Raw genomic sequence first — 13,171 nt, forward strand, 5'->3', positions numbered from 1 at the left:
CATCACCGTGGGCAGGCCATGGCGAANGTTCTTCGGATGGCCGTTGTCGTACTTTAACGCGTAGCGGCTGGCGTCCGGGGTTGGCATCAGCTCGATCACGCCGTCCTCTCAATGGTTGGCCACCCGTGCCCGTTTTTCGAAGGCATGCCAGCTCAGGTAGTCCTGGCGGATGTAGTCGGCCATTTCCAGCAGGCAGGTGGGCAGGCCTTTGCGGTTGACCAGGCGGGCCAGGTCTTGCACATCGATATAGCGGGTCATGAGGGGTCTCCCTGCGGCGACGCTTCCAGAGTGGGCTCTGGTTTCATTGTGCGGCGGGAGGGGAGGTAAAGCTGGCTGTAATGGGCTGTGGCAGCAGCGGCTTTGGCTGATTACGCTGCGCTGGCAGCCGAATCGGCTGTGGCTATCTGTACCGGCCCTATCGCCGGCAAGCCGGCTCCCACAGGGATATCACCGGCCTTGAGAGCGCGCTGTAGGAGATAGCCCAGCCCTTTGGGCCGCGCTGTCGCACAGATAACTGAATTCGCAAGCGATCCTCGTACCCTGTGGGAGCGGCTTTAGCCGCGAAGTATCCAACGCGGTGCATGGCACCGGCTGCGCCGGTGTTCGCGGCTAAAGCCGCTCCCACAGGGTCCCTGCTAATTCAATGGCTTGTGTGCAGTTCTATGAGAGCTGGCTTGCCGGCGATGAGGCCAGTGCAGGCCAAGTCAATCATCGCTCACGCAACCGCTTGTACAGCGTGGTGCGGCTGATCCCGAGTCCGCGCGCCACCGCCGAGAGGTTGCCGTTGGCTTGCTCCACCAGCGCGTGCAGGTCCGCCTCTTCGGTCGCGACCTGCAAAGGCACCTGCGACTCGGCAAGAAAACCCGCAGGCAGGTGTTCCAGGCCGACAGCCCCGTTACCCGCCAAGGCCAGCGCCACCTGCAGCACACTCACCAGTTCACGCATGTTCCCCGGCCATGGGTGCCGATCGAGCAGCTCGATAACAGCCGCAGGTAGCCGGGCTGGTTGCCCGGGGTCGCGGTAGCGCGCATGCACTTGTTCGATCAGCTGCCGTCGGTCACTGCGCTCGCGCAGCGGCGGCAACACCACTGCCAGCCCGGCGATGCGGTAAAACAGGTCCTGGCGAAAACGCCCGGCGCGCACTTCTTCGGCCAGGTCGCGGTTGCTTGCCGACACCACGCGGATATCCACCGCCACCGGTTCGCCGCTGCCCAATGGCTGGATACTGCGCGTCTGCAGCACGCGCAACAGGCGGGCCTGGGTGGGTAACGGCATGTCGCCGATTTCGTCGAGGAACAGGATGCCGTGGTGGGCCTTGCGGATCAGCCCCGGGTTGCCTTTCTGGTGGGCGCCGGTGAATGCGCCCTTGTCGTAGCCAAACAGCTCCGACTCCACCAGCTCGGCCGGGATCGCCGCGCAGTTGACGGCGATCAGCGGCTGGCTGGCGCGGCTGCTGGCCCGGTGCAGGGTCTCGACGAATACCTCCTTGCCTACGCCGGTTTCACCCTGCACCAGTACCGGAATGTCCTTTTCCAGCAGCAGGCCGGCCTGCGCCAAGGCCTTCTCCAGGCGTGGCTCGGCGCTGCTGGCGGCGGGGCGGCTGGCGGCTTCGCGCGGCAGCTGCCACTGGCAATGAAAGCGGTTGCGCCCAATGGCTTGCAGGGCGAAGGGCTGTTGCTGGGGATGGCTGAGCAGCTGTTGCAGAGGCAACTGGAACAGTTGCGCGATGTTCTGCTGCAGCGGGTTGCCCCCGAGCAGGGTGTCGGCCCGGTGATTGGCGGCCAGAACCCGCCCGTGCTCATCGAACACCAGCAGGCCGGCCCAGGGGCTGTCGAGGTTGTCGGAGGCGCTGTTGAAGATCAGTTGCGCGTGCTGGCCGGCATGCGCGGCGAGGATCATGCGGTTTTCCAGGCTCTGGCCCATCATGCGTACCAGGCCCAGGGTCTGGCTGGCTGGCAAGTAGCCGTCACTGGCCACATCGAGCACCCCGACCAGCTGCCGCTCGGCATCGAACAGCGGCGCGGCGGCGCTGGACATATAACGGTTCTGGCGCAGGAAGTGCTCGTCCTGACCCACATGGATCGCCTCGGCGCAGACCAGCGCGGTGCCCAGCGCATTGGTACCGACACCGCGCTCGTGCCAGTGGGCGCCGGCGCTGAAGCCGTGCTGCTGGCGCGGCTCGATGAAACGCCGCGAGCCCCAGCTGTCGAGCAGGCAGCCGCTGGCATCGGCCAGCATCACCAGGTAGCTGGCATTGCCCAGCAGGTGCGCATATTGCGGCAGCACTGCTTCGCGGGTCAGGCGCAGCAGGGCCTGGCGCCGCTCCAGCAGCGCGCTCAGCTCGGCGCGGGTCAGGCAGTCGAAGTCCGGGGCTTGCTGGGGCTGCAGGCCATGGTCGCGGCAGCGCGCCCAGGAGGCCTGGATCAGTTGGGCATGGGTCGAAGCGGATACGGCCATGGGCCTGTCCTGTGTGATTGTTGTCATGGGGCCGACCGCTGTTCAGTGTCGTGCACAGTTGTTCAATGTCAAACCGGAAAGTGTTCAGTTGTTCAGTGCTTGTGTTCACTTGCGAACCTAAGATTGACCGCTGTCGCCGGCCAGGCCCCGGGCCAGACGATCGCGGCGCAGCTGGCACGAAACTGGCTGTGCCCGGCAGACAAGAACCACAAGAAGGCCACGCCATGTCTCTGGTGCTGGAACAGGTCAGCCGCAGCGTCGACAACCAGCCCTGGATCGTCGATGCCTCACTGCGTTTCGAACCCGGCTCGTTCAACGTGCTGCTGGGCCGCACCCTGGCCGGCAAGACCAGCCTGATGCGCCTGATGGCCGGGCTTGACCGCCCGGACCGGGGGCGGGTGCTGATGGATGGCCAGGATGTGACTGGGGTGCCGGTGCGCCAGCGCAATGTGTCGATGGTGTATCAGCAGTTCATCAATTATCCGACTCTCAGCGTGTACGAGAATATTGCGTCACCACTGCGCCAGGCACGCATGGCCGAGCCGCAGATTCGCCGGCGGGTTCAGGAAACCGCCGAGATGCTGCGCATCGAACACTACCTGCAGCGCCTGCCGCTGGAGCTGTCCGGTGGCCAGCAGCAACGCACGGCAATGGCCCGGGCGCTGGTCAAGGATGCCTCGCTGATCCTGTTCGACGAGCCACTGGTCAACCTCGACTACAAGCTGCGCGAGGGCCTGCGCCAGGAGCTGCGCGAGCTGTTTGCGGCGCGCCACTGCATTGCCGTGTATGCCACCACCGAGCCCAACGAGGCGCTGGCTCTGGGCGGCACCACCACCCTCGTGCATGAGGGCCGTATCGTCCAGAGCGGGCCTACTGCCGAGGTCTACCAGCGCCCGTGCAGCGTGCTGGCTGCCGAGCTGTTTTCCGAGCCACCGATCAACCTGGTGCCTGGCCGTATCAGCGGCAATGACGTGAGCCTGGCTCAGGCCGTGCACTTTGCCCGCAATGCCGACTTGCAGCCGCTTGCCGAGGGTGACTACCGCTTTGGCGTGCGGCCCAGCCACATCAGCCTGGTGCCGGCCCACGACGACGACCTGGAACTGGCGGTGCTGGTGGAACTGGCCGAGATCAGTGGTTCAGAGACCTTCCTGCATGTGCGCAACGAACACTGGCGCATGATCCTGCACCTGCCAGGGGTGCACGAATACCAGGTGGACACGCCGATCCGCGTGTTCATCCCCACCCACAAGCTGTTCGTGTTCGACAGTGCCGGGGCGCTGGTGCAGGCTCCTGGGCTGCGCCAGGCAAGGAGAGGGTGATGGCCGAGATCCGCCTGCGCCAACTGGCGCACAGCTACAACCGCCAGCCCGCCAGCGAGGCGGACTATGCCCTGCACGCGCTGGAACATGTGTGGGAGCAGGGCGGGGCCTACGCCTTGCTCGGGCCGTCCGGCTGCGGCAAGTCGACCTTGCTCAACATCATCTCCGGGCTGCTGACACCATCCCACGGCGAGGTGCTGTTCGACGGCAAGCCGGTCAACCAGCTGTCACCGCAGGCCCGCAACATCGCCCAGGTGTTCCAGTTCCCGGTGGTGTACGACACCATGACGGTGTTCGACAACCTGGCCTTTCCCTTGCGCAACCAAGGGCTGGACGAAGCCCGGGTGCAGGCCCGGGTGGAGGAGATTGCCGAGGTACTCGACCTGTCGGCCGTGCTGCGCAAGAAGGCGCGCAACCTCAGCGCCGACGAAAAGCAGAAGGTCTCCATGGGGCGTGGCCTGGTGCGCGATGACGTCTCGGCGATTCTCTTCGACGAGCCGCTGACGGTGATCGACCCGCACCTGAAGTGGAAGCTGCGGCGCAAGCTCAAGCAGATCCACGAGCAGTTCAACATCACCATGATCTACGTTACCCACGACCAGCTGGAGGCCTCGACGTTCGCCGACAAGATCGCGGTGATGCATGGCGGGCGCATCGTCCAGTTCGGTACCCCGCGCGAACTGTTCGAGCGGCCGCGGCATACCTTTGTCGGTTACTTCATCGGCAGCCCGGGCATGAACCTTGTCGAGGTGCACGCCGAAGCGGACGGGGTGATGTTTGGCGATATTCACCTGGTGCTGCCCGGGCATCTGCAAGAGCACCTGCATGAGCGCCTGGCGGCAACAGGCGGTGGCCGCCTGCAGGTGGGCATTCGCCCGGAATTCGTGCAGCTGTGGGACAGCCCGTTCGATGACGCTTACCCGGCCCGGGTGCTGGACGTCGAGGACCTGGGCACCTACCGCATCGTCACCCTCGAACTGGGCGGTGTCGCACTCAAGGCACGCTTGGGCGAGGACCGCCCGCTGCCGGTGGCCCAAGCCTGGGTCAGCCTGCCGGCGCAGTGGCTGATGCTGTACCTGGACGATGAGCTGCTGGAGGCCGGGCCATGAACAAGGTGCCGAACAACAAGGCCTGGTGGCTGGTGCTGCCGGTGTTCCTGCTGGTGGCGTTCAGTGCGGTAGTGCCGATGATGACGGTGGTCAACTACTCGGTGCAGGACATCTTCGACCAGACCAACCGCTACTTCGTCGGCGCCGACTGGTACCGCCAGGTGCTGCGCGACCCGGCACTGCACGATGCGCTGCTGCGCCAGTTCATCTATTCCGCCTGCGTGCTACTGATCGAGATCCCGCTGGGCATTGCCATTGCCCTGACCATGCCGACCAAGGGGCGCATGGCTTCGGTGTGCCTGATCGTCATGGCCATCCCGCTGCTGATCCCGTGGAACGTGGTCGGCACCATCTGGCAGATTTTCGGCCGGGCCGACATCGGCCTGCTCGGCGCCACCCTGGCCAGTCTCGGGGTCAGCTACAACTACGCCGGCGACCCGTTCGACGCTTGGCTGACCGTGCTGGTGATGGACGTGTGGCACTGGACATCGCTGGTGGCGTTGCTCTGTTATTCGGGGCTGCGCGCCATCCCCGACGTTTACTACCAGGCTGCGCGCATCGACCGCGCCTCGGGCTGGGCGGTGTTCCGCCATATCCAGTTGCCCAAGCTGAAGAACGTTCTGCTGATCGCGGTGATGCTGCGCTTCATGGACAGCTTCATGATCTACACCGAGCCCTTCGTGCTCACCGGTGGCGGGCCCGGCAACGCCACCACCTTCCTCAGCCAGACCCTCACGCGCATGGCCGTGGGGCAGTTCGACCTGGGCCCGGCGGCGGCATTCTCGCTGGTTTACTTCCTGATCATCCTGCTGGTTTCGTGGCTGTTCTACACAGCCATGACCCATGCCGACAAGGACTAGGCCATGAGCACGCGCAAATCGCTGGCCCTGCTGCTGTACTTCTTCTTCCTGCTGGTGCCGATCTACTGGCTGCTGAACATGTCGTTCAAGAGCAACACCGAGATCCTCGGCGGCCTGACCCTGTGGCCGCAGGCGTTCACCCTCGACAACTACCGGGTGATCTTCACCGATGCCAGCTGGTACAGCGGCTACATCAATTCGCTGTACTACGTGTGCCTGAACACGCTGATTTCGCTGCTGGTGGCGCTGCCAGCGGCATATGCCTTCTCGCGTTACCGCTTCCTCGGTGACCGGCACCTGTTCTTCTGGTTGCTGACCAATCGCATGGCGCCACCGGCGGTGTTCCTGCTGCCGTTCTTCCAGCTGTATTCGTCGATTGGCCTGTTCGATACCCATATCGCCGTGGCCCTGGCGCACTGCCTGTTCAACGTGCCGCTGGCGGTGTGGATCCTCGAGGGGTTCATGTCTGGTGTGCCGAAGGAAATCGACGAAACGGCCTACATCGACGGCTACAGCTTCCCGCGCTTCTTCGTGAAGATCTTCGTCCCGCTGATTGGCTCCGGCATCGGCGTGACGGCGTTTTTCTGTTTCATGTTCTCCTGGGTCGAGCTGCTGCTGGCGCGCACCCTGACCTCGGTGAACGCCAAGCCGATCGCCGCGGTGATGACCCGTACCGTGTCGGCCTCGGGCATCGATTGGGGGGTACTGGCAGCGGCAGGGGTACTGACCATCCTGCCGGGCATGCTGGTGATCTGGTTCGTGCGCAACCATGTGGCCAAGGGCTTTGCCCTTGGCCGGGTGTGAGGAGGGCAAGGCATGGAGTGGATGGCCTGGACCTTGCCGACGGCGCTGTTCTTCGCCGCCGTTGGTGTGCTGCTGCTGGGCATGACCCTGCTCGAACTGCGCCGCCCCTGCGTGGAGCGACGCGGTTTCCTGCCGCTGGTCACCAGCCGTGGCGACCGCTTGTTCATCGGCCTGCTGGCCAGCGCCTACCTGCATTTGCTGGTGGTTGGCGTCAGCGAGTGGCCATTGTGGGTGGCCTCGCTGCTGTCGCTGGCGTGGCTGGTGGTGGTGCTGCGCTGGGGCTGAGCGAGCGGCCCTGTGGGATAACTGAAACGGGAGATCACAATGTTCGACAACAAGTACAACAGGCGACATTTGACCCTGGCCGCGTTGCTGGTACTGGCCAGTGCGCAGGGCACGGCCTGGGCCGACCAGTACGAGGACGCGGCAAAGAAGTGGCTCGGCAGTGAGTTCAAGCCTTCGACCCTCACTCCTGAGCAGCAGTTGGCCGAGTTGAAGTGGTTCATCAAGGCTGCCGAGCCGTTCCGTGGCATGAAGATCAACGTGGTGTCGGAAACCATCACCACCCATGAATACGAGTCCAAGGTGCTGGCCAAGGCCTTTAGCGAGATCACCGGTATCCAGCTGACCCACGACCTGCTGCAGGAAGGCGACGTGGTGGAAAAGCTGCAGACACAGATGCAATCGGACAAGAATATCTATGACGGCTGGGTCAACGACTCCGACCTGATCGGCACGCACTTTCGCTACGGCAAGGTGGAATCGATCACCGACCTGATGGCCAACGAAGGCAAGGACTACACCTCGCCGACCCTGGACCTGAAGGACTTCATCGGCATTTCCTTCACCACTGCGCCGGACGGCAAGGTCTACCAGTTGCCCGACCAGCAGTTTGCCAACCTGTACTGGTTCCGCGCCGACTGGTTCGAGCGGCCTGAACTGAAGGCCAGGTTCAAGGAGAAGTACGGCTACGAGCTGGGTGTGCCGGTGAACTGGTCAGCCTACGAGGACATCGCCAAATTCTTTACCGAAGACGTCAAGGAAATCGACGGCAAACGCGTCTATGGCCACATGGACTATGGCAAGAAAGACCCGTCGCTGGGCTGGCGCTTCACCGATGCCTGGTTCTCCATGGCCGGTGGCGGCGACAAAGGTTTGCCCAATGGCTTGCCTGTGGACGAATGGGGCATTCGCGTGGAGGACTGCCACCCGGTGGGGTCCAGCGTGACCCGTGGCGGCGACACCAACGGCCCGGCTGCCGTGTATGCCACGCAGAAGTACGTGGACTGGATGCGAGCCTATGCGCCCAAGGAAGCCCAGGGCATGACCTTCTCCGAAGCCGGGCCGGTGCCGGCCCAGGGCAACATCGCCCAGCAGATCTTCTGGTACACCGCGTTTACCGCCGACATGACCAAGCCGGGTTTGCCAGTGGTCAATGCCGACGGCACGCCGAAGTGGCGCATGGCGCCTTCGCCGAAGGGGCCATACTGGGAAGAGGGGATGAAGTTGGGCTACCAGGACACCGGTTCGTGGACCTTCTTCAAGTCCACCCCCGAGAAGCAACGCCTGGCTGCCTGGCTGTACGCCCAGTTCGTCACCTCCAAGACCGTGTCGCTGAAAAAGACCATCGTCGGCCTCACGCCAATTCGTGAGTCGGACATCAACTCCCAGGCCATGACCGAGCTGGCGCCCAAGCTGGGCGGGCTGGTGGAGTTCTATCGCAGCCCGGCGCGGGTACAGTGGACGCCAACCGGTACCAACGTGCCGGACTACCCGCGGTTGGCGCAGTTGTGGTGGAGCCACATCGCCGAAGTGGCCAGCGGCGAGAAGACACCGCAGGAAGCCCTGGACGGCCTGGCCCGCGACCAGGACCGGATGATGGAGCGCTTGCAGCGGTCCAACGCCCAGGCGACCTGCGCACCGAAGCTGAACCCGGAGAAAGACGCCCAGTACTGGTTCGACCAGCCCGGTGCGCCGAAGCCGAAACTGGCCAACGAAAAGCCAAAGGGCGAGACGGTCAGCTACAGCGAGCTGCTGAAGTCGTGGGAGGCGGCCAGGAAGTGATGGGCTGAAGACCGCGCCGGCTTCTTCGCGGGTAAACCCGCTCCCACAGAGAGATCGCCACCTTCTGGGGCGGCGCGCAACCTGTGGGAGCGGGTTTACCCGCGAAGAGGCCGGCAAAGCCAGTAAATAAATCACAGGCAAAAAAACGGCACCTGCCAGAGGTGCCGTTTTCATGTCACGCGGTATTACTTGTGCAGCTCTTCCGCCGCATACAGCGTGTTCTCCAGCAGGCACGCCCGGGTCATCGGCCCGACGCCGCCCGGCACCGGCGTGATCCAGCCGGCGCGCGGCAGGGCGGTCTCGTAGACCACGTCGCCGACAAGCTTGCCGTCTTCCTGGCGGTTGATGCCCACGTCAATGACGATGGCACCTTCCTTGATCCACTCACCCTTGACCAGGCCTGGCTTGCCTGCGGCCACTACCACCAGGTCGGCGCGGCCGACATGGCCGGCGAGGTCCTTGGTGAAGCGGTGGCAGACGGTCACGGTGCAGCCGGCCAGCAGCAGCTCCATGGCCATCGGGCGGCCAACGATGTTGGAGGCGCCGACGATGACCGCGTTCATGCCGTACAGGTCCTGGCCGGTGCTTTCCAGCAGGGTCATGATGCCCTTCGGCGTGCACGGGCGCAGCAGCGGGATACGCTGGGCCAGGCGGCCGATGTTGTATGGGTGGAAGCCGTCCACGTCCTTGTCCGGGCGGATGCGCTCGAGCAGCAGCGAGGCGTCCAGGTGCGCCGGCAATGGCAATTGCAGCAGGATGCCGTCGACGGCCGGATCTTCATTGAGGCGGTCGATCAGCTCGGTCAGTGCTTGCTGCGTGGTTTCGCTGGGCAGGTCGAACGCCTGCGAAATGAAGCCGACCTCTTCGCAGTCCTTGCGCTTGTGCGAGACATAGACTTGGGAGGCGGGGTCGGTGCCGACCAGGATCACCGCCAGGCCCGGCGTACGCAGGCCTTGCTGGCGACGCTCCACGACACGTTGAGCGATCTGCTGGCGCAGGCTGGCGGCGATCGCCTTGCCATCGATTAGGTGTGCAGTCATAGACGCGTGATTAACCATCGAGAAGGAAACAATTAAAGAGGGCGTATTCTCGCACGACACGGGCCAAGGGCAAAGGCGGGTGGTCGGGCAAATCCCCTAAGCCCTTAAATAATTTAAATTTTTTTGAGAAAGGTGTTGACGACTTTCAGGCTCGCCTATAAGATTCGCCGCACTTGTCGGGCACAGCCTAGCACTGGTTGGCGAAGTCGGGCAGAATGAGTGGTTTAACAGTTACCTGTTAAGGTCTCGTTCGGTTAGGCTTCAAGCTTAAGCGCCCGTAGCTCAGCTGGATAGAGCATCCGCCTTCTAAGCGGATGGTCGCAGGTTCGAGTCCTGCCGGGTGCGCCATTAGGCAGCTTTGGCAAGCAAGTAGGTTGTAATGCAATATGGTGGGCGTAGCTCAGTTGGTAGAGCGCTGGATTGTGATTCCAGTTGTCGTGGGTTCGATTCCCATCGTCCACCCCATATTCTTCAAAGGCGCCTCGATAGCATCTGGCGCCTTTGTTTTAAGCGTTACGCGGACGTGGTGAAATTGGTAGACACACTGGATTTAGGTTCCAGCGGCGCAAGCTGTAAGAGTTCGAGTCTCTTCGTCCGCACCATGCTTCTGTAAGGCTGTACCGCAACACTGCAATATGGTGGGCGTAGCTCAGTTGGTAGAGCGCTGGATTGTGATTCCAGTTGTCGTGGGTTCGATTCCCATCGTCCACCCCATATTCTTGGAAGGCGCCTTGATCGTGAGATCGGGCGCCTTTTTGTTTTGCGCCCTGATCTGGCGGCGCTGCGCTCAGGCGAGGGCAGGGCTGTTTTCCGGTATCAGGCGCACCTCTACGCGATGCCCGAGGGCTCGCGCTGCGCTGGCCAGGGTTGCCAGTGTCATGCCTGGGTCGTTCTGGTCGAGCGCCCGGTCAACCGCGGTGCGGCTGGTGTGCATGCGCTCGGCCAATGCCTTCTTGCTGATCTTCTGCGCTTTCATGGCCTCGGCGATCTGCCAGGCGATCACGCGCTTCAGGGCGGCTGCGGATACCTCCTCTGCAAGGTCCTCGCCTGCCAGGAAGTCGTCGAAGTCGGAGCCGATATGTGTGGTCATTGCTTGTGCCTCTTTATGGCGGCTTGGCGCTGCCTCGCGGCGGCCAGGTCCGGCGCTGGTGTTTTCTGGCTCTTCTTGATGAAGCCGTGAAGCAGGACCATGGTGTTTCCATCCACGGTAAAAAGAACCCGTGCGATCATGTTCTCTAGGTTGACCCTGGCCTCCCATAGGCCTTTCCCGAGCTTCCTGACAATGGGCATGCCTAGCGGCCATCCAATTTGTATTGTCTTGATCTCGGTTCCAATCAGGTATTTGTGGGGGCAGGGGAGTGAGGTCAACCATTCGCGTACAGGCTCATTGCCGGCTTCGGTGCGAAAGAAGCGGACATCTAGTATTGTCGTGTTCCTGTCCATGGAAGTGTACCAAAAAAGGTGCTCCATTCAAGCGCAGGGCAATCGCTTGTGCGATAGCGTGTTTCCCGCAGTGCTGTAGGAGTGTTCGCCGGGTTGCAAATCAATCGATCCCGGCCCTTGCAATCCTCTGGTGACATCCCAATAAAAGCTGTTAGATTTCAGCCGGTTGAAACACCGGCCCGATTTGGCCGGCAGAGGAACAGCCCGATGATCGCAAAAGAAGCCCGTCAGGCCCTGGCGCTACAGCGCTTTGCCGAGGCCAACCCGCAGCTGCTCGAAGAGATCCGTGAGCTGGATGCGCGCGAGCAGGCCCAGCAGATCGAGTGGGCGTTCGAGGATGCAGCCGAGGAGCAGGGTGTCCAGCCTTGGGAGTTGGCCCTGCAACTGATCGCCGACACCCCCGAGCAGCTGCAGGCCATGCGCCTGGAGACGCACCGCGAGGTAGCCGAGGCGCTGGGGATGGAGTGGGAGGAGTACTGCCAGTTCAACGAAATCGACCCTGAATAAAGGAAGCGAATTCGTTCGTGGCAGTTGTTTGACAAGGTATTTCGGCTGCAGGTCGCCCCGGGCGTCGTGCGGCCCCCATTGAAGCAGGCTCGGCGTCATGTCGTGCGGGCCTTGAAAGTTAATCGACCGGCGTGGTTTCCCGTCGTCCCGAGTGGGGTGACTTCTGCTGCGCGACTCACTAGAATGCTTGCCCTTGATTCTGGAGTCGGGCTAACGCCGGCTAACGTCTGTGCAACGAGGAATATCCATGCAAGTTTCTGTTGAAAACACTTCCGCTCTCGAGCGCCGCATGACCATCGCCGTTCCGGCCGAGCGCGTCGAGAACGAAGTCAACAAGCGTCTGCAACAGACTGCCAAGCGCGCCAAGGTTGCCGGCTTCCGCCCAGGCAAAGTGCCGATGAGCGTGATCCGTCAGCGTTTCGAAGCCGATGCCCGTCAAGAGGCTTTCGGTGACCTGGTCCAGGCTTCCTTCTACGAAGCCATCGTCGAGCAGAAGCTGAACCCGGCTGGCGCCCCTGCGGTAGAGCCGAAGTCCTTCGAAAAGGGCAAGGACCTGGAATTCGTCGCCATCTTCGAAGTGTTCCCGGAGTTCACCGTTGGCGGCCTCGAGTCGATCAGCGTCGAGCGCCTGAGCGCCGAAGTGGCTGACGCCGACCTGGACAACATGCTGGAAGTGCTGCGCAAGCAGAACACCCGCTTCGAGGCCGTCGAGCGCGCCGCGCAGAACGACGACCAGGTCAACATCGACTTCGTCGGCAAGGTCGACGGTGAAGTGTTCGCCGGTGGTTCGGCCAAGGGCACCCAGCTGGTGCTGGGCTCCGGCCGCATGATCCCGGGCTTCGAAGACGGCCTGGTTGGCGCCAAGGCTGGTGAAGAGCGCGTTGTCAACGTGACCTTCCCTGAGGACTACCAGAACCTGGACCTGGCTGGCAAAGCCGCCGAGTTCACCATCACCGTCAACAGCGTTGCCGCCCCTGTGCTGCCAGAACTGAACGAAGAATTCTTCGCCCAGTTCGGCATCAAGGAAACCACTCTGGAAGGCTTCCGCACCGAAGTTCGCAAGAACATGGAGCGTGAGCTGCGCCAGGCCATCAAGGCCAAGGTGAAGAACCAGGTAATGGATGGTCTGCTGGCAGCCAACCCGATCGAAGTACCGAAAGCCCTGCTGGAAAACGAAGTCAACCGTCTGCGCGTGCAGGCTGTTCAGCAGTTCGGTGGCAACATCAAGCCTGAGCAACTGCCAGCCGAGCTGTTCGAAGAACAAGCCAAGCGCCGTGTGGTCCTGGGCCTGATCGTTGCCGAAGTGGTCAAGCAGTTCGAACTGAAGCCGGACGAAGGCAAGGTTCGCGAAATGATCGAAGAAATGGCTTCGGCTTACCAGGAGCCTGAGCAGGTCATCGCCTGGTACTACAAGAACGACCAGCAGCTGAACGAAGTCCGTTCGGTTGTGCTGGAAGAACAAGTTGTAGATACTGTTCTGCAGAAAGCGACTGTGACCGACAAGTCGGTCTCGTACGAAGATGCCGTTAAACCAGCACAGGCTCCAGCCGCCGCTGAGTAACAGGCTT

14 protein-coding genes and 4 tRNA genes are annotated in these 13,171 nt (G+C 62.6%); 12 read left to right on the forward strand and 6 right to left on the reverse strand.

Features of this window, described 5'->3' with window-relative positions:
- The 3 genes from JV551A3_RS31390 to JV551A3_RS11805 form a co-directional block, all read right to left on the reverse strand.
- On the reverse strand, positions 1–99 hold a 99-nt coding region (locus JV551A3_RS31390; protein ID WP_413038294.1), incomplete at its 3' end, for a hypothetical protein.
- 9 nt (positions 100–108) lie between these two features.
- Positions 109–258 (reverse strand): hypothetical protein, encoded by a 150-nt coding sequence (locus tag JV551A3_RS31395; protein WP_413038293.1) that lies wholly within the window; start codon positions 256–258, stop codon positions 109–111.
- A 450-nt stretch (positions 259–708) separates the two neighbouring features.
- Positions 709–2,457, reverse strand: a complete 1,749-nt coding sequence (locus tag JV551A3_RS11805) for a sigma-54-dependent Fis family transcriptional regulator (RefSeq protein ID WP_133970994.1) — start codon at positions 2,455–2,457, stop codon at positions 709–711.
- A gap of 224 nt (positions 2,458–2,681) precedes the next feature.
- Between JV551A3_RS11805 and JV551A3_RS11810 the strand changes: the two genes are divergently transcribed.
- The 6 genes from JV551A3_RS11810 to JV551A3_RS11835 are packed head-to-tail and all read left to right on the forward strand — an operon-like array spanning position 2,682 to position 8,613.
- Positions 2,682–3,776, forward strand: coding sequence for an ABC transporter ATP-binding protein (locus JV551A3_RS11810; protein ID WP_133970995.1), 1,095 nt, complete (start codon positions 2,682–2,684; stop codon positions 3,774–3,776).
- Positions 3,776–4,885 carry an ABC transporter ATP-binding protein gene (locus tag JV551A3_RS11815; RefSeq protein WP_133970996.1) on the forward strand — a complete coding sequence of 370 codons (1,110 nt, stop codon included), beginning with the start codon at positions 3,776–3,778 and terminating at the stop codon, positions 4,883–4,885. Before JV551A3_RS11810 ends, JV551A3_RS11815 begins: the two co-directional genes overlap by 1 nt.
- Positions 4,882–5,745, forward strand: a complete 864-nt coding sequence (locus tag JV551A3_RS11820; RefSeq protein WP_133970997.1) for a carbohydrate ABC transporter permease — start codon at positions 4,882–4,884, stop codon at positions 5,743–5,745. Before JV551A3_RS11815 ends, JV551A3_RS11820 begins: the two co-directional genes overlap by 4 nt.
- A 3-nt stretch (positions 5,746–5,748) precedes the next feature.
- The gene (locus tag JV551A3_RS11825) at positions 5,749–6,549 is read left to right on the forward strand and encodes a carbohydrate ABC transporter permease (RefSeq protein ID WP_112252308.1); all 801 of its coding nucleotides are present in this window, start codon (positions 5,749–5,751) and stop codon (positions 6,547–6,549) included.
- A gap of 12 nt (positions 6,550–6,561) precedes the next feature.
- Positions 6,562–6,834, forward strand: a complete 273-nt coding sequence (locus JV551A3_RS11830; RefSeq protein WP_013971877.1) for a DUF2160 domain-containing protein — start codon at positions 6,562–6,564, stop codon at positions 6,832–6,834.
- A gap of 39 nt (positions 6,835–6,873) precedes the next feature.
- A complete protein-coding gene (locus JV551A3_RS11835) occupies positions 6,874–8,613 on the forward strand; it encodes an ABC transporter substrate-binding protein (RefSeq protein WP_133970998.1) in 1,740 nt (579 codons plus the stop codon).
- 185 nt (positions 8,614–8,798) lie between these two features.
- Here the strand turns inward: JV551A3_RS11835 and folD are convergent, their stop codons facing one another.
- Entirely contained in the window at positions 8,799–9,653 is an 855-nt protein-coding gene (gene folD / locus JV551A3_RS11840; RefSeq protein ID WP_133970999.1) for a bifunctional methylenetetrahydrofolate dehydrogenase/methenyltetrahydrofolate cyclohydrolase FolD, read from the reverse strand.
- A gap of 271 nt (positions 9,654–9,924) precedes the next feature.
- On the opposite strand from folD, the gene JV551A3_RS11845 reads away from it, so the two are divergent.
- The 4 genes from JV551A3_RS11845 (at position 9,925) to JV551A3_RS11860 (ending at position 10,367) form a co-directional block, all read left to right on the forward strand.
- Positions 9,925–10,001: transfer RNA gene (locus tag JV551A3_RS11845), tRNA-Arg, on the forward strand.
- A gap of 41 nt (positions 10,002–10,042) precedes the next feature.
- Positions 10,043–10,118 (forward strand) — tRNA-His (locus tag JV551A3_RS11850).
- Positions 10,119–10,170: 52 nt separating this feature from the next.
- Positions 10,171–10,255: transfer RNA gene (locus JV551A3_RS11855), tRNA-Leu, on the forward strand.
- Between the two features lie 36 nt (positions 10,256–10,291).
- A tRNA-His gene (locus JV551A3_RS11860) sits at positions 10,292–10,367 on the forward strand.
- Between the two features lie 73 nt (positions 10,368–10,440).
- On the opposite strand, the gene JV551A3_RS11865 is transcribed toward JV551A3_RS11860, so the two are convergent.
- Together JV551A3_RS11865 and JV551A3_RS11870 are read right to left on the reverse strand one after the other, a co-directional pair.
- Complete coding sequence (locus JV551A3_RS11865; protein ID WP_133971000.1) at positions 10,441–10,743, reverse strand: XRE family transcriptional regulator; 303 nt, start codon at positions 10,741–10,743, stop codon at positions 10,441–10,443.
- Positions 10,740–11,096, reverse strand: coding sequence for a type II toxin-antitoxin system RelE/ParE family toxin (locus JV551A3_RS11870; protein WP_133971001.1), 357 nt, complete (start codon positions 11,094–11,096; stop codon positions 10,740–10,742). Before JV551A3_RS11870 ends, JV551A3_RS11865 begins: the two co-directional genes overlap by 4 nt.
- Before the next feature lie 207 nt (positions 11,097–11,303).
- On the opposite strand from JV551A3_RS11870, the gene JV551A3_RS11875 reads away from it, so the two are divergent.
- Both JV551A3_RS11875 and tig read left to right on the forward strand, forming a co-directional pair.
- Complete coding sequence (locus JV551A3_RS11875) at positions 11,304–11,603, forward strand: DUF6388 family protein (protein WP_133971002.1); 300 nt, start codon at positions 11,304–11,306, stop codon at positions 11,601–11,603.
- A gap of 247 nt (positions 11,604–11,850) precedes the next feature.
- On the forward strand, positions 11,851–13,164 hold the full coding sequence (tig, locus tag JV551A3_RS11880; protein ID WP_112252312.1) for a trigger factor: 1,314 nt from the start codon (positions 11,851–11,853) through the stop codon (positions 13,162–13,164).
- Positions 13,165–13,171: the final 7 nt, after the last annotated feature.

Source organism: Pseudomonas inefficax, assembly GCF_900277125.1.
GTDB lineage: Bacteria > Pseudomonadota > Gammaproteobacteria > Pseudomonadales > Pseudomonadaceae > Aquipseudomonas > Aquipseudomonas inefficax.

Coding starts and splice junctions, on each gene's coding strand:
- JV551A3_RS11865 (WP_133971000.1), bottom strand. CDS start 10,743: ATGACCACACATATCGGCTCCGACTTCGACGACTTCCTGGCAGGCGAG.
- JV551A3_RS11810 (WP_133970995.1), top strand. CDS start 2,682: ATGTCTCTGGTGCTGGAACAGGTCAGCCGCAGCGTCGACAACCAGCCC.
- JV551A3_RS11835 (WP_133970998.1), top strand. CDS start 6,874: ATGTTCGACAACAAGTACAACAGGCGACATTTGACCCTGGCCGCGTTG.
- JV551A3_RS11805 (WP_133970994.1), bottom strand. CDS start 2,457: ATGGCCGTATCCGCTTCGACCCATGCCCAACTGATCCAGGCCTCCTGG.
- folD (WP_133970999.1), bottom strand. CDS start 9,653: ATGACTGCACACCTAATCGATGGCAAGGCGATCGCCGCCAGCCTGCGC.
- JV551A3_RS11875 (WP_133971002.1), top strand. CDS start 11,304: ATGATCGCAAAAGAAGCCCGTCAGGCCCTGGCGCTACAGCGCTTTGCC.
- tig (WP_112252312.1), top strand. CDS start 11,851: ATGCAAGTTTCTGTTGAAAACACTTCCGCTCTCGAGCGCCGCATGACC.
- JV551A3_RS11820 (WP_133970997.1), top strand. CDS start 4,882: ATGAACAAGGTGCCGAACAACAAGGCCTGGTGGCTGGTGCTGCCGGTG.
- JV551A3_RS11830 (WP_013971877.1), top strand. CDS start 6,562: ATGGAGTGGATGGCCTGGACCTTGCCGACGGCGCTGTTCTTCGCCGCC.
- JV551A3_RS11870 (WP_133971001.1), bottom strand. CDS start 11,096: ATGGACAGGAACACGACAATACTAGATGTCCGCTTCTTTCGCACCGAA.
- JV551A3_RS11825 (WP_112252308.1), top strand. CDS start 5,749: ATGAGCACGCGCAAATCGCTGGCCCTGCTGCTGTACTTCTTCTTCCTG.
- JV551A3_RS11815 (WP_133970996.1), top strand. CDS start 3,776: ATGGCCGAGATCCGCCTGCGCCAACTGGCGCACAGCTACAACCGCCAG.
- JV551A3_RS31395 (WP_413038293.1), bottom strand. CDS start 258: ATGACCCGCTATATCGATGTGCAAGACCTGGCCCGCCTGGTCAACCGC.